Origin of the sequence: Bradyrhizobium sp. LTSP857 (assembly GCF_000938285.1) — a bacterium.
Taxonomy (GTDB): Bacteria; Pseudomonadota; Alphaproteobacteria; order Rhizobiales; family Xanthobacteraceae; genus Bradyrhizobium.
Genome location: NZ_JYMS01000007.1, coordinates 492,956 through 510,172 on the forward strand (window position 1 = coordinate 492,956; position 17,217 = coordinate 510,172).

At 58.9% G+C, this 17,217-nt stretch carries 17 protein-coding genes and 1 tRNA gene; 2 read left to right on the plus strand and 16 right to left on the minus strand.

What is annotated here, in order from left to right; all coding sequences use genetic code 11:
* Positions 1 to 25: 25 nt before the first annotated feature.
* From UP06_RS03895 to UP06_RS03920, 6 genes are all read right to left on the minus strand, one after another.
* Positions 26 to 745: an ABC transporter ATP-binding protein gene (locus UP06_RS03895; protein WP_045000644.1), complete on the minus strand. Its 720-nt coding sequence runs from the start codon at positions 743 to 745 to the stop codon at positions 26 to 28.
* Complete coding sequence (locus UP06_RS03900) at positions 742 to 1,509, minus strand: ABC transporter ATP-binding protein (RefSeq protein WP_045000646.1); 768 nt, start codon at positions 1,507 to 1,509, stop codon at positions 742 to 744. Before UP06_RS03900 ends, UP06_RS03895 begins: the two co-directional genes overlap by 4 nt.
* Positions 1,499 to 2,470, minus strand: coding sequence for a branched-chain amino acid ABC transporter permease (locus tag UP06_RS03905; RefSeq protein ID WP_045000648.1), 972 nt, complete (start codon positions 2,468 to 2,470; stop codon positions 1,499 to 1,501). The genes UP06_RS03900 and UP06_RS03905 overlap by 11 nt, the downstream gene beginning before the upstream one ends.
* Entirely contained in the window at positions 2,470 to 3,333 is an 864-nt protein-coding gene (locus tag UP06_RS03910; RefSeq protein ID WP_045000650.1) for a branched-chain amino acid ABC transporter permease, read from the minus strand. Before UP06_RS03910 ends, UP06_RS03905 begins: the two co-directional genes overlap by 1 nt.
* Before the next feature lie 66 nt (positions 3,334 to 3,399).
* Positions 3,400 to 4,653 carry an ABC transporter substrate-binding protein gene (locus UP06_RS03915; protein WP_045000652.1) on the minus strand — a complete coding sequence of 418 codons (1,254 nt, stop codon included), beginning with the start codon at positions 4,651 to 4,653 and terminating at the stop codon, positions 3,400 to 3,402.
* 334 nt (positions 4,654 to 4,987) lie between these two features.
* Positions 4,988 to 5,350, minus strand: a complete 363-nt coding sequence (locus UP06_RS03920; protein ID WP_045000654.1) for a DUF1428 domain-containing protein — start codon at positions 5,348 to 5,350, stop codon at positions 4,988 to 4,990.
* Between the two features lie 312 nt (positions 5,351 to 5,662).
* Here UP06_RS03920 and UP06_RS03925 point away from each other — a divergent pair, with 312 nt between their 5' ends.
* The gene (locus tag UP06_RS03925; RefSeq protein ID WP_197087112.1) at positions 5,663 to 6,181 is read left to right on the plus strand and encodes an N-terminal phage integrase SAM-like domain-containing protein; all 519 of its coding nucleotides are present in this window, start codon (positions 5,663 to 5,665) and stop codon (positions 6,179 to 6,181) included.
* A gap of 303 nt (positions 6,182 to 6,484) precedes the next feature.
* Here UP06_RS03925 and UP06_RS03930 read toward each other — a convergent pair whose 3' ends face one another.
* The 5 genes from UP06_RS03930 to UP06_RS03950 form a co-directional block, all read right to left on the minus strand.
* Positions 6,485 to 6,877 (minus strand): DUF2513 domain-containing protein, encoded by a 393-nt coding sequence (locus tag UP06_RS03930; protein ID WP_050031538.1) that lies wholly within the window; start codon positions 6,875 to 6,877, stop codon positions 6,485 to 6,487.
* Between the two features lie 210 nt (positions 6,878 to 7,087).
* On the minus strand, positions 7,088 to 7,981 hold the full coding sequence (locus UP06_RS03935; protein WP_045000660.1) for a S1 family peptidase: 894 nt from the start codon (positions 7,979 to 7,981) through the stop codon (positions 7,088 to 7,090).
* A gap of 131 nt (positions 7,982 to 8,112) precedes the next feature.
* Positions 8,113 to 9,195, minus strand: coding sequence for a ComEC/Rec2 family competence protein (locus UP06_RS03940; RefSeq protein WP_045000661.1), 1,083 nt, complete (start codon positions 9,193 to 9,195; stop codon positions 8,113 to 8,115).
* A gap of 36 nt (positions 9,196 to 9,231) precedes the next feature.
* Entirely contained in the window at positions 9,232 to 9,834 is a 603-nt protein-coding gene (locus UP06_RS03945; protein ID WP_156162746.1) for a hypothetical protein, read from the minus strand.
* Positions 9,835 to 10,101: 267 nt separating this feature from the next.
* Entirely contained in the window at positions 10,102 to 10,512 is a 411-nt protein-coding gene (locus UP06_RS03950; protein ID WP_045000665.1) for a hypothetical protein, read from the minus strand.
* A gap of 509 nt (positions 10,513 to 11,021) precedes the next feature.
* Here UP06_RS03950 and UP06_RS03955 point away from each other — a divergent pair.
* The gene (locus UP06_RS03955; RefSeq protein ID WP_045000667.1) at positions 11,022 to 11,372 is read left to right on the plus strand and encodes a hypothetical protein; all 351 of its coding nucleotides are present in this window, start codon (positions 11,022 to 11,024) and stop codon (positions 11,370 to 11,372) included.
* Positions 11,373 to 11,401: 29 nt separating this feature from the next.
* Here the strand turns inward: UP06_RS03955 and UP06_RS03960 are convergent, their stop codons facing one another.
* The 5 genes from UP06_RS03960 to UP06_RS03990 all read right to left on the minus strand — a co-directional run bounded on the left by UP06_RS03960 (position 11,402) and on the right by UP06_RS03990 (position 15,342).
* Entirely contained in the window at positions 11,402 to 12,250 is an 849-nt protein-coding gene (locus tag UP06_RS03960) for a hypothetical protein (protein WP_045000670.1), read from the minus strand.
* Positions 12,251 to 12,294: 44 nt separating this feature from the next.
* Positions 12,295 to 13,209 (minus strand): AbiTii domain-containing protein, encoded by a 915-nt coding sequence (locus UP06_RS03965; protein ID WP_156162747.1) that lies wholly within the window; start codon positions 13,207 to 13,209, stop codon positions 12,295 to 12,297.
* A 251-nt stretch (positions 13,210 to 13,460) separates the two neighbouring features.
* Positions 13,461 to 13,534: transfer RNA gene (locus UP06_RS03970), tRNA-Gln, on the minus strand.
* Positions 13,535 to 13,843: 309 nt separating this feature from the next.
* The gene (locus UP06_RS03975; protein WP_156162748.1) at positions 13,844 to 14,017 is read right to left on the minus strand and encodes a hypothetical protein; all 174 of its coding nucleotides are present in this window, start codon (positions 14,015 to 14,017) and stop codon (positions 13,844 to 13,846) included.
* A gap of 1,130 nt (positions 14,018 to 15,147) precedes the next feature.
* On the minus strand, positions 15,148 to 15,342 hold the full coding sequence (locus tag UP06_RS03990) for a hypothetical protein (RefSeq protein ID WP_045000682.1): 195 nt from the start codon (positions 15,340 to 15,342) through the stop codon (positions 15,148 to 15,150).
* Between the last annotated feature and the right edge of the window lie 1,875 nt (positions 15,343 to 17,217).

Below are 17,217 nucleotides of genomic sequence, written 5' to 3' on the forward strand. Positions count from 1 at the left end.
CCTGACCAGCTCAAACGGAGATCGGTCACCCCACTCCCAAATAAGCCTTCTGCACCTGGGGATCTTCCGCGAGCGCTGCCGCCGTGCCCGACAGCACGCTCTTGCCGACCTGGAGCACGGTGGCGAAATCCGAGACTTCCAGTGCGAGCTCGATCGACTGCTCGGCAAGCAGGATGGTCAGGCCTTCGCGATGCAGGCGGCCGAAGGTCTCGTACATGGACTCGACCACGGCCGGCGCGAGGCCGAGCGACGGCTCGTCCAGCATCAGGAGTTTCGGGTCGCTCATCAGTGCGCGGCCAACCGCAAGCATCTGCCGCTCGCCGCCGGACATGGTGCCGGCACGCTGGTTGCGGCGCTCCTTGAGCCGCGGAAAGATCTCGTAGACGCGTTCGAGCAGCGCGGCCTTGCGCGACTTGTCGTGCAGCGGCGTGGCGCCGAGCATGAGGTTGTTCTCGACGCTCTGCTGCACGAACAGCCGCCAGCCTTCCGGCGACAGCGCCAGCCCCTTGCGCACGATTGCAAACGCCCTCTCGCCGGCGATGTCCTCGCCGCGAAAGCTGATCGATCCGGAATGCACGGGAATGAGGCCGGCGATGGCGTTCAGCGTCGTGGTCTTGCCGCCGCCATTGGAGCCGAGCAGTGCGACGACGCTGCCCTCCGGCACCTCCAGCGAGACGTCAGACACGCCGATGAGATCGCCATAGCGCACCTCGAGGTGTTCGATCCGCAGCAACGCCCCGCTCATAGGTCCGGCCCGCCCATCAACTCGACCGGCGTATGGCCTGCGGCGGCCTTGGCGGCACGCTTGCCGAGATAGGCCTCGATCACGGCCGGATTGGACGTGACTTCGCGCGGAGAGCCGCGCGCGATCTCCTTGCCCTGGTGGAACACCATCACGCGGCTTGCCAGCGACATGATGACTTCCATGATGTGCTCGACGATGACGAGCGTGATGCCGGAGCGATGGATGTCGCGCACCAGATCGATCGCGAGCCTCACCTCATGGGCATTGAGGCCCGCCATGGCCTCGTCGAGCAGCAGCACCTTTGGCTCGGTCGCCAGCGCCCGCGCAATCTCCAGCCGCTTGCGGCCGGGCGTGCCGAGCGAACGCGCCGGCGTATCAGCAAGCCTGCTCATGCCGACGCGCTCGAGCACGGCGCGTGCCCTGGTCTCGGCCTCCCTGCGATGCGAGGTGCGCAGGAAGGCGCCGATCATGACGTTTTCGAGCACCGTCATGCCTTCAAAGGTCTGCGGCACCTGGAAGGTGCGCGCGAGCCCGAGCCCGGCGCGCAGCTCCGGCGTGAAGTCGGTGATGTCGCGCCCCTCGAACAGCACGCAGCCGGAGGAGGCCTTGAGATCGCCGGTGAGGCAATTGAAGAAGGTGGATTTGCCCGCACCGTTCGGCCCGATCAGGCCGAGGATGTCGCCCTGCTCCAAGGTCACGGAGGCGTCGTCCACCGCCTTGAAGCTGCCGAACGCCTTGGTGATCCCGCGTGCCTCAAGGAGCATGACTTGCTCCCGTGTCGGTCTTGGGCTTGGCTCGCCGCATGAACAGGCTGAGCAGGCCGCCCGGTTGGAAGCGCGCGATCACGACAATGATCGCGCCATAGAGCACGAAGGTGAGCCCGGCGCCCCTGCCGCCGAGCCAGCTGTTGGAAATCTCCTCCAGCGGCACCAGGATCGCGGCGCCCACCAGCGGGCCGAACAGCAGCCCTGCTCCACCGAGTGCGGCCATGATCAGGATTTTCACCGAGATCAGGATGCCGAGCCCGGACTCGGGATCGACGAAGCCGAACATCATCGCATAGAGCGCGCCGGCGACGCTCGTCAGCGCCGCGCTCAGCATGTAGGCATAGAGCTTGGTGCGGCTGGCGGGCGCGCCGAGCGAGCGCGCGGCCCGCTCGGAGTCTTTGATCGCGCGCAGATAGAATCCCATCCGGCTGTTGGTCATCCACCAGGTGATGAGAAGCGTGATCACGAGGATCGCCAGGAAGAGATAATAGTACGGCAGCGACGACAGGAACGAGAGATCGAAGATGTTGCGCGGCACGGTCGGGCCGGAGAGGCCTACGGCAGCACCGAGCCAATCGGTGTTGGTGACGATCAGCCGCATCGTCTCGGCGACTGCGATCGTCGCCATGCTGAAATAGTGGCCGGACAAGCGCAGCGTCGGCACGCCGATGATCGCGGCAAGCGCGACCGCGACAACGATGCCGCCGGGGATGCCGAACAGCGGCGACAGACCAAACTTTGCGTAGGACCCCATCGCGGCGTAGGCGCCGCAACCGAAAAACACGACATGGCCGACCGAGACCTGGCCGGCATAGCCGCCGACAATGTTCCAGGCCGAGGCCGCAATCGCATAGAGCAGCACCAGCGCGCCGAGGCGCTGCTGGAACGGCGAGGACAGCAGCAGTGGATAGGCGATCGCAATCGCTGCGACGACCGAGAGCCAGATCAGGCGCGGCATCACATCTTCCCCATCAAGCCTTGCGGCCGGAACCAGAGGAAGAGCAGGAACAACACATAAACGACGATGTCCTTGTAGACCGCGCCAATCAGATAGCCGGACAGCGACTCGATGACGCCAATCAGAAGCCCTGCGACCAGCGCACCCGGCACGCTACCAAAACCGCCGAGCGACACCGTGACGAAGGCGACGATGCCGAGCGTCTCGCCGACCGTCGGCACGATGTAGAAGAAGTTCGCGATCAGCGCGCCGGCAAGGCCGGTGGCGCCGGCCGCGATTCCCCAGGCGATCGCCTGCATGGTGTCGGGCCGAATGCCCATCAGTTGCGCTGCGGTCGCATCCTCCGCCACAGCCAGCATCTTGGAGCCGAGCGATGTGCGCGTCAGCAACAGATGCAGGCCGAGTGTCACCAGGATCGCGACGACACCCGCGAGCAGTCGCGAGGCCTCGATGCGCAAGCCCGCGACTGCAAAGGTGCCGCCGACGATGTTCTGCGGCATCGACAGGAAGTTGGCGCCGAACCACCAGAACACGGAATAGCGCAGCAAAAGTGCGAGCCCGAAGGTGCCGAGGATCTGCGCCAGCATCGGCCCCTTCATGATGTCGCGGATCAGGGCGAAATAGACGACGACGCCGACGGTCGCGAGCACCAGCGTCGCCAGCGGCGCGCCGAGAAGCGGCCCTCCCCCCATCAGCGTGTAGACGACATAGGCGACATACATGCCGAGCATGACGAAATCGCCATGCGCGAAATTGACGATGTTCATCATGCCCCACACCAGCGTGAGGCCTGATGAAAACAGGGCGTAGACGGCGCCAAGCAGAAGCCCGCCGACGATCACCTGCACGAGTACAAAGGACATGAGCTGCGTTGCTCTGATCAAATCATTTTGAGAAAGGCGGGGCGCGCGGCCCCGCCTTCAAAAATCTCACCAGCCCTTGTAGGGCAGCACCGGTGCCTTTTCGGCGTTGGCCTTCGGCCACACCGCTGTGTAGTTCTCACCGTCCTGAAGCTGGATGATCAGGCCGGAGGCAAGGATGTTCTGGCCCTTGTCGTCGAACTTTACGCCCTTGTAGCCCATCATCAATTGCTCAGGCTTGAGGTCCGTCGCCTTCAGCGCCGCCTGGATCTTTGCAGGATCGGTCGAGCCGGCGCGGTCGATCGCGTCGGCGAGCACGAAGAAGCCCTGCATCTGGCGGCCGACGGTGTCGTCCATCTCCTCGCCGCTCTTCTTCTTGTACATGTCCGCAATGATCGCCGACGGCGAGCCAGCCGGGCCCACCGACCATGACGAGCGGTTGAACGCGCCTTGCGAGATCTTGCCGACAGCCTTGATGAAGGACGGATCGGAATAGCCGGCATCGTCCGCAAGCAGGATCGCCGGCTTGTAGTCGAGCGACTGCATGGTCTTGGCGAATAGGATCGCGTCCGACGTATAGCTGATCATGATGATCACGTCGGGCTTCTTGTCCTTGAGCTGGAGCACCTGGCCCTGCACGTCGGTCGCGTTGACGGGATAGGCGACGTCGAGCGCGACCGGCTGCCCCTTCTCCTTGAAGGCGGCGCTGATGGTGTTGGCGACCGAGGTGCCGTATTCGGTATTGTCGTGGACCAGCGCGATCGCATCGGTCTTGGCGCCGGATGCCTTCATGTCGGCGAGGAAGTCGACATAGGCCTTGGCAAAATCTGTCGCAATCGGCGTGGTGCGGAAGAACCATTTGAAGCCGCGCTCGGTGAGATTGGCGGCGACCGACTCCGAATTGAGATAAGGAATGCCGTATTTCTCCGCGATCGCGCTCGAGGTCAGCGTGATGCCGGACTGATAGGCGCCGAACACCGCCGCGACCTTGTCTTCCGTGATCAGGCGCAGCGCCTGGTTCTGGCCCGTCGCGGGATTGCCCTGGTTGTCGGCGAACACGGCCTCGATCTTGGCGCCGCCGAGGCCGGCAAGGCCCGCGTTCTTCGCCAACGGCAGATTGCCGAGCTCGGGATGGGCGTTGTTGATGATGTCCATGGCGACTTCGAGTGCCGCCTTGGCATGCGCGCCGATCGAGGCGGTGCCGCCGGACATCGGCAGGATCACACCGATCTTGACCACCTTGTCCTCCGCTCGCGCGCCGGCGGCGAGCGCAATGGACATCGCGGCCGCGCAAAGCAGCCCGGTGACGTGCTTCAATGTCATGAAATCAGACCTCCCAAAGGGTTTCCCCAACCAAGATTTTTTGGAAGCCATGGGCTTAAGCGCCCGCTTCCGTTTGATTATACCTGGCGATGAGAGGATGGCATGCCAGCCCAGAACCGGCAAGGTGAAACGGATTGCGACGATGCTGCATAAGGGAGCAGCGATTGCGCTGGCCGCAAGCGGCGCTCAATCTGGCGTCGTTTGGTGTGAGCGAGACAACTGCTGCCGTCGCAAGAAATTGTAGCCCGCATGGAGCAAAGCGGAATGCGGGAAGAGCCGCCCCGGATTTCGCTTCCGCTTCATCCGGGCTACGGCTATCCGCGGTCCGGCTCACTCAATCGACGGCGTCACGCGCCTGCAACAGCGTCGTGAAGCCGCCATAGATCATGCGCTTGCCGTCGAACGGCATGTCGGCGGCCTTGAGCCGCGGGTCGGCCATCACCTTCTTGTTGACGGCATCGCGGGTTTCCCGATCGCGGTAAATGATCCAGGAAAACACCACGACCTCGTCCTCCGTCGCCATCACCGCGCGCGGAAACGAGGTGAGTTCGCCATAGGGCACGTCGTCGCCAATACATTCGACGTAGTCGAGCGCGCCGTGCTCCATCCACACCGCGCAGGCGGTGCGCGCCAGCGCCTTGTAGGCCTCGATCTTGTCCTTGCGTACCGCCAGCACGAAACCATCGACATAGGTCATCACGGATCTCCTTGGGTTGCGTATTCCAAGGACGATCCGATGCCCGGCAATCCGACTCGCGAAGGCGATCTTCAGATGAGGCAAACCGTCGCGAACCGGACCATGGCGAGCCGAGCTTTCCAGCCAGGATGCGGTGGACATTGTGAGCTCGGGAAAGCGCCAGGAATTGGCTGGGGAACCTGGATTCGAACCAAGACAAACAGAGTCAGAGTCTCGAATGGAGTATTGAATTTGCTATGAAAATACCCCGCGTATTGCGCCTTTGTTGCGCCTGCAGTATAAGGGAGTTCCGGGCAATAGCGGGGAATGCAGATGTCGGTTCGGACGCACACTTGGACGACAAAGAGCGGCGAGCCACGCCAAGCCTATTTGGTCCAATACAGCACCCCCGAACTCGACAAGCGCGGCAAGCGCAAACGGCACGTCAAATTCTTCGATCGCAAAAAGGACGCCGACGCTTTCCATGCGCAAGTTCGTGTCGACGTTTCCAAGGGCGTTCACGTACCGGCATCGAAATCGATCGCCATTGAGGCTGCCGGCCGCAATTGGATTGATAGCTGCGGCGATCTGGAACGCACCACGGTCGACGGCTATCAGCAGCACCTCAATTTGCACATCAACCCGTACCTTGGCGGCGTGAAGCTATCGGGTCTCACCGTCGCAATCGTGCGAGAGTGGCAAGACAAACTGCGCAAGGGCGTCCCCGCCCCCGGACAGACGCAGGCCGATCCGAAAGCGCCGGGCGAGCCGGATGAGCGGGTCATTGATGTCGAGCCGGCAGCAGCGGTACCGGCCTGCCCCGTGCGCTTGCCGGCCGCGCCGGGGTCGTGACATCTTCAGGCGCGTGGTGAACCGCAATAGCTTGCGAACGCGATCGCGCTATCCGACGCCATCTGGGTAACCACGCGACCTCCTTCATCAAAGTCGGCGCGCGCCGATACTGGCACACTGGCACGGCCCGAGAAGCCAAGCTTCAGCGCGATAATGGCTGGCCCCCATTGCGTAGGATGCGTACGCGTCCGGTGACGGCCCCCGGTTAGGTCATCTTGAGTGTATGGCTGACCGCGCTTATGCGGCCTGAGCGACGTTCTGAGGTCGCCAATTCCAGGGCATGAGTTATCGGACTTCTGGATGTCAGAGATCGAGCCCGAGCCGCTCTTTGGCGACGTGCTTGGCATAGGCTTTAGCAAGGTCGACCATGAAGCCGATTGCGAAGTTGCCCGCTTTTGTGGCGCCGGCCTTGGTGCGCGACCACACTTCGGGATCTCGTACGGTTTCGAGAAACTCGTGCCCTTGCCAAGTCAGCTTCACGTCGTGCCAGCAAAGCCCGTCGCCTTCGCTGGCGCCGACGATGTAATGCCCTTCGTTGCCCGTTACGAGGCCGGCCTGGTCGATTAGCATCTCCAAGTGATAGCCCAGCTTGCGCCTATCGTTTTCGCTCGCGTCTGCGGCCACCATGCTCTCCGAACCTTCGATCGGTTCGTCTGCGGCCTCGATCTTCAGAAGTAGCTCTCGAACGTAGTCCATGTCTCGCTTCACGGTGGCCTCTTCGATTTACTATCAACGGCGCCGATCTAGTTGACGACCGCAGGCCATATCTCAGGTGTTGGCAGACTGGCAGCGAAAACCGTTTGATTGCAGGCTGAACAACGCAAGGGAACTGAGGGACAGCTTCATACGAGCTCCGAGAATGCTGTATTCGCGGCCGGAAGGTGCCGACACCTATCGGGCTCCAACTCAGTTGTCAGGAAAAAAAGGAAAATCAGCCGCGAACTGAGAATTTCGACCCACTCCAGCATGGTTGATCCTTAGACCAACAGCCTGCTTTTTTTCTCCGACCATCTTGAGGATTGCGTTGATAATCGAGCCCATGGCGTGGCCCGATTTGTCTCTCTCAAGCAGCGGCTGTGGCTCGGGCGCGTGGCTTATGAAGGCAAAAGGCTCAATATTTCCGTCCCGCCGCCAGCGCGCCACGGCGCCTCCGCTCATGCCGCTGTAGATCGAGACACTGGTTTCGATACATGGCCCCTTTAACATGTAATAGCCGTCCGGAAAGACAGCTTCGACTAGGCCGACCCGCATTACCAACCGCCGCGCTATTTGTCCCGAGTGGAGTGTTTCCTGGTCTGACGTTACTTGCATTTCCCCAAAGCCTATAAACACTATTGGATCACCGACGGCAGGTATGTCGTCGCTTAGCCAAAAAAAGGTGTCGAATAAATCAGGAGTTTCTGGCGGTGCGTGGATGCGGAAAACAGCCAGATCCGTTCCGACATCCCAGATAGCGACGCCCAAATCGCAAAAATAGGCAGCGCTATCTTTCATGTAGATCGCCTTGACATGTTTCAACTCAACGTCGCTCGGCGCTGGCAGAAATTCGCGCGGTGTTGAAGGATGATGGTGTTTATTTGGGTGGAGACGATCTCGGATGTCTTCGAAACAATGCGCCGCGGACACCGCGAAGCAGCTCGTTTTTTCGCTTGAAACGATGAACGCTGTTCCGATCAATGTAATGGATAGGTCGTCGCCAATCAGAGCCAAGCTTGCGAGACCGTCATTTAGAGGATGGCCAGCCTCCAATTCAGCCTCATTCCACAAGAAACCGTTCGGCAAAATGTCTGATGTCTGCATGGATTATTGAGATATCCTTTGTTTCACGCACTTTCGTCTGTCGGGCGAAGTCGGCTCTTCAAGCGTGGCTCGATCCGCTGGAGTCCGTTAAGGGCCCTTATCGGACTCCAGGACACGGTAGTGGCCCACTTTTAATCCCACTCCTCTTGTTCTTCGGGATAGGGGACGGCGTCGGCGGCATTCCAGCCTCGAACCGGCGGGGTGCCGCCCCAAGTAACTTTGTGCCCATGCTCTGTTGTGAGCACTTTGGCTCCCCTGTGCCACAGCGCTCGTACGACGGATTTACGCGGATGATCAGGGTCCTCGTCTGATGAACTGATCACGGCTATAAATTGGAATTGATCTGGCTTGATCTCGAGCTTTGGCCCGAGAATCTCATCAAGCAATTCCGACGTTACGTTGTGACGACCGCCGTGATGCGGAGCTTGAAATCTATCCACGCCTGGAAGTTGCAGACCAAGGAACGGCGCGTAGTCGATGATTTCTTGCAGGCCGTCTCGACCCGTATCTGCTGTGAGCAGAATCTTCTTCTCATTTAAGTACGCGAATTGGGTAACGCTCATCTCGTTTTCGTTACTTGTTCCCATGGGCGGAAAAAATTCGACGCCCCAACCTCTCTTCCTTAGAGCTTTCTCGATGGCCTCCGTCAGATAACCTGCAGCATCCGCGAGGACGCCGGCCACTTCTTTGACCGCTTGTGGCGTCTTCTGCGAACTGACCACTAGGTCAAGATAGCGCTCCTTGGTCGGTCCCATGACGATAAAAGCGCCAATTGATTTCCCCTGGAAAGGCGCTTCGATATCGACTCCTTTGCTTTGAGCCATCTCTTCGAGGTTAGCCAGATTAGGGTAAGACTCTCGTAGGGCGGCGCTTAGACCGTCAACGGTCGTGTATCGAGCAAACTTCGGTAGGAGCTCTTCCGCATAGATCCATGGCCGCAGCATCCAGAACTTACCGACGACAAAATCTTCAAGCACCTTGATCAAGCCACCAGCGTGATCGCCATCCTGGTGGGTCGCGATCACGTGGTCGATGAAAGTGGGATTGTTGTAATACTTCCGGATGTGCTGAACAACGGCATCGCCGGTTTGTTGGTAGCCGCCATCGATTACGTGAATAAAGGTATTGCCGGCTTTTTTATATCGGACGCAGATTGCGTCACCACTTTTCTTGGCTTCCACGTCCAAAAAGTCGATCTCGAAATAGTCGTCCATTGGCTTCCCTTCCTGATGCAATTTTTTGGTGGGTCGCTATTTGACAGCTCTGCTCCGACGATTGCCCGACCCGCTGACTGGGATGGCATCGACAGCGCTAAGCAGACGGTGCGAATAACTGTCAGCGCAGCTCTTGAGCCGACGCTCAGTGATTGCGAAGGCCAGATAGCCAGCGATTGCCAGCGCCAATAATAGTTCGATGACTGGAAATCTGTTGAAGGCAAATGCTGCCGCGATAGACACGATAGAGCAAAGCGCGATTGCGATGCCTGTCGTCTTAATTCCTAGAACATTGCGATGATAGCCATAGCTTACGTTCTCTTGATGCACGACGTCGAATGGAGACACTCCTTTAAGCTGCAATGCCTTGCGGCGGAGCCAGTCTGAACAGAATCTGTACGTGGCTTCTGCACCTTCCGGATCAGCGGTTTCCTCCGCCGCAGAGGGCATGCATTCGCACACGGCTAATTTTACCAGCTGTTTATGGATGGATGATTTTACGCTCGGGTCGAAGGTGTCATCTGAATGACGTAGCATCCGCGCCGTCGGGGGCCCTCCCCAATGGACCCATAATGGGGCCTCGATGGCTTTGCCTGCATCCCTCGCCAGCTGAGCCAAAGCAAATGCGGCAATCACCATGACCAAACCGCCTCCCGCCAAGCGAAGAGGCCATTGTGCAAAAGGGATCCACGCACTAACCGCTAGAAGCAGGGGAAAGGAAACGACTGCGACCGGAAACACCCGCGCGAACATTGTGTATCGATCGAGGCCTGAAAATTGGCCATTGCCCACACCTTTGAACATTTTCCCCGCCATCAATTTTGTTAAGAATCGACTTCAACAAGTCCGCTCAGCCCAGCGAGTCGATCGACGCACGTCGGCTTTCCGTGGCGTCAAGGTTGATCATTACTTCGAAACTGCCGCAGCGATGCGGTTCGTCGAATACATAACGACCGAGATCAGGGCACTGGTGAAGTAAACAATAGCCGCCAGCACTACGTCGATCACGGTTCGGCTTGCGGCAATTAATGCGAAGCAGACAACCAGTGCGACAATGCTCACGATGACCGTAAAAAAGTCGCCGGACCTCGCCGCGTAAATAAATGGCGCGATAGCGGTAAGAAAAAAGCAAGCTGCGATGGCAAATGCAACGATCGCGGATCCGCCCGTCGCAATCGAAGGCGTAAGCAGTTTTACGACCGCGTCGAAATCCGGTTTCGGAATGTCACCGTTGTAGACAAGAAAAGCATAGGTAACGGCCGTCACGAACAAAAGTGCGAGCGACGTGAACTTCACCGCGAAGCGTACATATTCCATCTCGAGATTCTACCGCAGCCTGCCATTCCGTTTCGATTTCGCCGTTGGGCCCACTGCTATTGATGAGTGCCGTACTGGTTGCCAGTTCTCGAATTGATGTACGTCCCGCCGCGGTGGGATGAGCCGGCCCCACCAAAATAGCTGCCACCATGACTGCTTGTGTGATGCCCGCCGCCGTAGCTGACACGACCACCGTGACCTCCGCCGCGAGCATCCGCGTGGCAGATGAGACCGATCGTCAATACCAAGCTTGCAACGAGCGCTGCTGCCCTCATGTCCCCTACCCCTCAGTTCGTTCTTGTTGTTGGCCTCATCCAAGCGCAACCGCAGCGGGAGCGCAAGCCGTAGTTCACCGGAGGTGGATACATCGCGGCGCGATTTCACGTGCAGACCCTAGTTTGAAGTGGAAAGGGTCGCGACCAGCAAATCGAGCACGTCGCCAAAAACGCTGGGACGCGAACCGCTGGTCGGCGCAACGTTCGCTGATTTCACGGGCTGCGGTCGGCCTGATGCCGATCAATTCGAGCCAGCGGGGCTTGCGTCCGCAAAAGGTTCTGATCACCGCCGGCAACGAAGTGACGATGAATGGTGGCGACACGCACCACGTGCCGAAGGGATTTCTCGTCTCTGGGCTCGAGTCGCGAATGCACAGTGGCGAACTCAAGATCGCAGCGGACCTGATGGAATCGGCGGCACTTAAGGACGAATTGCGGGACTTCGGCCGCAAGGTCTCGGAGAGCGGTCGCGTCACCTACAACGCGCGATCGGGCGCGCATGACGACTTGATCTTGGCGATCTGCATCGCGCTGTTCATCGCAACCAACAGGCCGACGGTCAATCGCTCCGTCTTGTCTATCTAACCAAATGATATGTCAGATAACAGCCGACATTAGACACCTAAGTGCCTGTCGAACCTTGCTAGCCATCGCACGAACCCGGCTCCCGCACTGACCAACTCTATCGCTAAATCGAGCGGTGGTTGCGAAGGATCTTCTACGCCCTGTTCGTGCCGGTAGTTGTGGCAGGCATCAACCCAATCCGCGAACGAAGCGACCATCTTGCTTGCTGCTCTCTGAGCCGCAGGATCCGACGCGTAGAGAGATTGGGAAGCAGCGCCTAAGTTCTTCGCCACATCGGCAGATATCAATTTAGCAGTACGCGGAAACATCAGCTTGAATATGCACTCAGCTGCTCCAAACACACCGCGAATTGCTTCTTTTCCATCGGGTGTCGCGCCGGATAGCGCTGATAAGCCTTTCTCGAATTCGGCCCGCGCATTGCCGAAACGAGCCCCATTTATCGCGCTGACAGCCGCATTGGTATTGGCTGCGAACTCGCCATCAACTTTGAAATGCACACCGCCGGCGTCGTCGATCGTGTACGATAATGATTCTTCGGTGAAAATTCGCCGACATACCTCCAGAAATTTTTCATTTGAACTTGGATCCCGCATTCCACCGCGCTTTTTCTGCGTGAAGTGGCGATAGGCGAGCGTGATGCTATCCAAAAAATCTGGCGTACCAAGTTTGGCTAAGCTAGCAACCCAATCCCACCCATACTGATACACGAGATCGATGCCTAATTCGGCGACGAGAAATTCGCCTAGATCACTGGCATCTTCCGATGCCCCAAGCCAGGCAGCAAGCCGACGTCGCGCGCGTTGGCTGTCCTGTAGCAGTTCATCCCGGCGCAAATAGACCTGCGAAAAGCGTTGGCCGATTGGTTTCGTATCTGACATGCAGCAACAATCCTATCGAAAAGGACGCTTCGAGTGACTCGCCGTCACTTTAGTCCGTAGTATTTCAACGCCGCCTCTTTGAGCAAATCGGTTGCTACGGCGGAGCCAATTTTCCATGCCCCTGACGCCGCCTTCGGCGCGTTTTTCTTGATCCATCCCAAAGCTTTCGGTCCGAGGGTCCTATCCGCGGTCGGAGGTCCCTCAGCAGCGACGATGCTGGTGATCTCCTTTGCCGCCTCGTCCGGCAGTCCGGCCTTTGCAAGCTCACTCACCATCGAAACCGTGTTCCCGGCCGTGATGGCAAGGGTCACTTGAGCGCCATCGGTTGCGGTGACATGCGTGACGTTTCCGTAGACCGTTTGATTGAAAATTTGTGTAACGGTCGCTGCGGTCTCTGGCATCTTGCTGCTGATGACTTGCTGCAAGGTAATTTCGACAGTTTCAGGCACACGCTTTTCAAGCTCGATGGTCAGTTCAAGAATTCGAGCGCGAACTGTCTGCACGATCTCGCGAATCGCTATTGATGACATCTCGGCAACGATGGAATTGCAGGCGTAGTCCTCGTAAACTTTGCCCTGTAGCAAGAGGATCAAGTTTGAAGCGTCGATCCCCATTGATTGTTCTCTGGCTGCCATTTCCTGAACGGTAGCGATGCTTTCCCTAATCTTATATCGGGTCCATTCTTTGCTCGCGTGTTTCTCGACGAGTGCTGTGGGAATCGGCGCGTTATTGATCCCCGAACCGAAGGGACCGGACCAACTGCCGCGGAACGAAAGTCTTGCCACTCGATACCCCGGAATGTCCGCGTCCTTGGGATATCCCTCCGCCTCGTACTTAACCCAATCCTCAAGCGGTTCACTCCCCAGCCGGGAGGCCAGGAAACGCAGTTTCAGCAAGATGGTGCCGAGATTCGGATTATCCTGAAGGATCGCCGCCTGGATTTCACGCAATATGCTCAACGCCGCCACCTCTAACCGAGCCAACGAATCAACGCCTGATGGTTACACGGCCTGACCGCACGCGAAGTGGGTGGCTTGGGCTATTCTCCTAATTCACAAGCGTGTCGCGCCCCGTGTCGCGCCGAGCCGCCGGGAGCACCGGGGAATCGTTGGAAGGATTGAGGAATTTTGCGCAACAGGCGCAACACGAACGCGCCCGAAATCGACGCGATCTAGGGCCAAATAATCCTGTATTGTCAGTGACTTATAATTGGCTGGGGAACCTGGATTCGAACCAAGACAAACAGAGTCAGAGTCTGTTGTGCTACCGTTACACCATTCCCCACCGAAGCACTTGATATTACAAGACTTTCTTCGGAAGTTTTGCAAGCCGCGACAAAAGTTTTGCAAATCGGCGTCTTGCTGGCGCTGATATAGCCGCGCAGGCGTTCGCGGTCTAGCCCCATCTATGATCTCGGCGGCCGGTTCTTCACCAGTCCGTTTACATTGCGTGGCAGCCGTCGCCCGCCCCGCTAGGCTTTACTCGAGAAATCCTTTGATCGTCCGTCCTCTAGCCTGGATCGCCGCCCGTCATCGCCCTTTACTCCACGCGAACAAAACCAGCCCGTGAGTTTCGGAAATGCGCCTCCGCGGCTTACTCCAACGGCGCCGTCAGAGCGATGATCGCGGCCTCACGCTCTTCGGCACCGATCGAATAGCCAATACGGAATGAAAGGTAGAGCGTCCCTGCACACGCAGCAGCCAGCACAATGCGGCCAAGCTCGCCAGCAAGCACCAGACCACAAACAGCGAACGTGAGAAGGACCATCCTTATCATCGACAGAATCGAATCACGAGCGATTCATTGAGGCAAGCAGCCTCGCGTCTTTTTCGTGTGCAAAAGACGTGAAGCACGAAAAGCACGCGCATCAAGGGGGCGTCCAAGCTTTCGATAATTGGGGATTATCGAAGGCAGATGCGCTCCATGCGCCGAACTCACAGCGGCTGATCGCCGCGATCGACGACTATGTCGAGCAGCTAACCGGGGATCGGACCAGGCTGCACACACAGCACCACAGCATCGGAAGATGAATGAAAGAGGCCGCCAACTGAGGCAGTCTTATTCGCTGCCGCGATCACCTGCGGCGTTCTGTGCGAGCTTGATCCACTCGCCCGCCAGCCGCAGCCAAGCCTCTTTATCGAGGGCACTCACTGCCCGTTCTGCCTGTTGGCGGCACTCATCGGCTTGAGCGCGGAATCTGGCAACGTCCTGCTCTGACATCCCATCGGGATAGTATAGAGCGCCGGTCGCTTCAACATTCACGTTGGGGGCTGTAGTCCTGGCGACCTCAGCCATTCGCTTATGTTCGAGCCGGTTTCGGCTTGCCTTACCCTGCGGAGAGCGGCCTCGCGCACCGGTCCGTGAGGGAGTAATTCGGCTTCTTCGCGGAGACGCCTCACCTGTTCGGCAAGGCGGTCTTCAAGAGAAGTGGCTTGGTTGAAACCGCGTCGAGGCATGGCGCTGCTCCTCTAGAGGAGGCGGGAGCGTGGTGCTCTCAGTCACCGATGGATGCCAAAGGTCGAGCGGTGATTTCGTAAGGATGGAACCGCGGAGGCCCCGCCCGCTGTATCGTTTTGCTCACTCGTCAAAAATTCATAAACAAGGCCACTGCTAAATTGAGGCCCGCCGGGATGAACCGGCCGCCACTGAGGCGGCCTACTCGCTCCTGACTGGAACTATAATTTCGGCTTTTCGTTTCGTGCTAATGCAGCAAAACCGCGTTGTCCGTCTCCATGTAGAATTGTCGAAGCAAGACAAGCAGGCCATTGATGACTTCTGGTTCGCGGAGCGGTTTCCGAGCCGCGCAGCGGCGGTTAGGGAGCTGCTGCGACGCGGGCTGTCGAGTGACAAGCACTGTGTGCAGAAGTCGACCGGAAATGTGACGAACTAAGGCGGCCTTACTTATCGATTTTATAGACTACCTCGCCCTGTCCGTTCAACACGCGCGCGCCCGTTGCCTTCTTCCTGCCGGCAAGCAGGAGCGACGCTTGCTTGCGCGCTGCGAGCGGGTTGATGGCGCTGATCGTCGTTCGATGAAGTAGGGTTTCCGACTCGTCCGAAGCGGTCGCGTAAATCTCGATGATGAACTTCACTCGGCCGGAAGCCGGACAGGACCAGCAATCAAGCGGTAGCTTGGGACCCAAGCACTGTTCCAGCTCTCGAGGGTGTTTCCACAAACCGCGCATTCGAAGCTGGCAATTTGTCGGCCCGGAGCCATGGATTCGGTGCGGCTGTAAACTGCGCCGCACTGACAGGATCGGTGATGAGATTCTGGCATCCCCGTTTATGCGCCCGAAAAGCAAAACAGGCCACTCCGGTTTTCAAAGCCGGCCACCGCGCTCGGAAGCAGACCAGCGCTGGAGAAAGCAGCCTACCGCTTGGCGCAATGGGAAAAGCCGCAGGGCGGTTCCATCTCGGAGACGGAGCCATATCCGGCTTCTCCCTTAGGAACGTCCGCACGCGACTTCGCTTGATAATCACAAGGTCAAACGGAGTTGGAACATGCGAAAGACAATTTTTTCGATAGCCATCTGTGCGCTGCTCGCCGGTGCGTCGATCGGTTTCGCGCACGCGCAGGCAGGTGGCGCAGGTGGAGCGGGCGGAGCCGGCGCTGGCACAGGCGCGGCGTCATCAGCGGGTACGGCAGGTTCGGGAACATCTTCGTCCGGCGCCGGGGCGGCCGGTGCCCCGACCACGGGGGCAGGCACAAATACTAACCCGACAACAGGCAATACCGACGCAAGAACCGGCATCTCCAATGGCGTTGCCGCGCCTCAGCCCGCGCCCAATCGGTGATCGACTAGGCCCAGCGACCAGCAGCCAACACAGAGCCGACCGCACCCTCGGGCGGTATCGTTGGCCGACAGATCAACGGAAGACCGATGTGAAAGATTGAGAGGCCGCCAACTGAGGCGGCCTGCTGATCGAGTGGGGTTCAGGTTGGGGTGCGGAGGCCGGGGGAGCTTAGCCATTGCTGAATGTGCAAGGCGTTCTCACTCAGTCGCGCGGCTTTTAACAACGCTTCCCGTTTGGGCCCGGGAGGCGTTGCCTCTGCGCGGCTCCGAGCGACCGTGGCCATTTGGGTAAGGCGTTCTGTCAACGATGTGGTGAGCTTGAGCATCAAACGGCTCCGCGTTCTGGCGGGAGCAAAGATCTCTCAGTCACCGATAGCTGCCGAGGGCGGGGCGGTGATAGCCGATACAAATTGCATACGCGTATCGTGGTGTCTGAGCAAAATTGCTCACTCCCGCTTCAACTGAGGCAGCCTTACTCTTTGTCGACCTCTATTCGCCAGCAATGCTCGCAACGGTAGACCGAAGCCTTACGGTACGATCCCATAGCTCCCATCGTGCTGAAGTAGGTCATAGGGCGGGTGCAAACCTCGCAGGGCCGGTCGGGTCGTCTCTCTTCCGATCTCATGTGAGAGCGTATTGCGCAGTCACGGGCTGATGTCTGAGCAAAACTGCTCACCTCAAATCAGGCCACTGCGAAATTCAGCTTAGGCCCCTAGGGATTAAAACAGGCCAGCGCCAAAATTCACACGTTCGATACAGAGCGGCCCCAGTCCGGGGCTCGCGGGACTGGGGCCATCTTGGAGGCAGAGCGCAGCGCGGGGTCGGCCTTGCTTTGCGTGGCTGAAAGTGCAGCACACCCGGATTGCCGCCGCTGCTCAATATTGCTCGGGGCGGCCGCCAACGTTAACCGGACCAGGTTCCATTGCGTTCCAAGTTGGCCGCGTACGTTAGGCACGAGAAACGGTTTCGCCGCGCCGCGAAAAGAATCGATTTGCGTTTAGATAAGGTCGAGGGGTAGACCGACCGTACCGGGGCTGGCTGCATATTTCACGTTGATCTTTTTACCCGGTTCGTTTTGACATCAAGCGCGGGCCGCAGTGGGATTCCACTGCGGCCTTTTGCGTGTCTAACGCTTCAACCGCCGGCGGTGCGACATCAGCCGCTGCCGGTCGC

Bases quoted from the DNA above. Each gene is read 5' to 3' on its own strand.
- UP06_RS03920 (WP_045000654.1), bottom strand. From the start codon at position 5,350: ATGACCTATGTCGATGGTTTCGTGCTGGCGGTACGCAAGGACAAGATC.
- UP06_RS03960 (WP_045000670.1), bottom strand. From the start codon at position 12,250: ATGTCAGATACGAAACCAATCGGCCAACGCTTTTCGCAGGTCTATTTG.
- UP06_RS03930 (WP_050031538.1), bottom strand. From the start codon at position 6,877: ATGGACTACGTTCGAGAGCTACTTCTGAAGATCGAGGCCGCAGACGAA.
- UP06_RS03935 (WP_045000660.1), bottom strand. From the start codon at position 7,981: ATGCAGACATCAGACATTTTGCCGAACGGTTTCTTGTGGAATGAGGCT.
- UP06_RS03905 (WP_045000648.1), bottom strand. From the start codon at position 2,470: ATGCCGCGCCTGATCTGGCTCTCGGTCGTCGCAGCGATTGCGATCGCC.
- UP06_RS03940 (WP_045000661.1), bottom strand. From the start codon at position 9,195: ATGGACGACTATTTCGAGATCGACTTTTTGGACGTGGAAGCCAAGAAA.
- UP06_RS03945 (WP_156162746.1), bottom strand. From the start codon at position 9,834: ATGGTGATTGCCGCATTTGCTTTGGCTCAGCTGGCGAGGGATGCAGGC.
- UP06_RS03900 (WP_045000646.1), bottom strand. From the start codon at position 1,509: ATGCTCCTTGAGGCACGCGGGATCACCAAGGCGTTCGGCAGCTTCAAG.
- UP06_RS03915 (WP_045000652.1), bottom strand. From the start codon at position 4,653: ATGACATTGAAGCACGTCACCGGGCTGCTTTGCGCGGCCGCGATGTCC.
- UP06_RS03895 (WP_045000644.1), bottom strand. From the start codon at position 745: ATGAGCGGGGCGTTGCTGCGGATCGAACACCTCGAGGTGCGCTATGGC.
- UP06_RS03955 (WP_045000667.1), top strand. From the start codon at position 11,022: ATGCCGATCAATTCGAGCCAGCGGGGCTTGCGTCCGCAAAAGGTTCTG.
- UP06_RS03925 (WP_197087112.1), top strand. From the start codon at position 5,663: ATGTCGGTTCGGACGCACACTTGGACGACAAAGAGCGGCGAGCCACGC.
- UP06_RS03975 (WP_156162748.1), bottom strand. From the start codon at position 14,017: ATGGTCCTTCTCACGTTCGCTGTTTGTGGTCTGGTGCTTGCTGGCGAG.
- UP06_RS03910 (WP_045000650.1), bottom strand. From the start codon at position 3,333: ATGTCCTTTGTACTCGTGCAGGTGATCGTCGGCGGGCTTCTGCTTGGC.
- UP06_RS03950 (WP_045000665.1), bottom strand. From the start codon at position 10,512: ATGGAATATGTACGCTTCGCGGTGAAGTTCACGTCGCTCGCACTTTTG.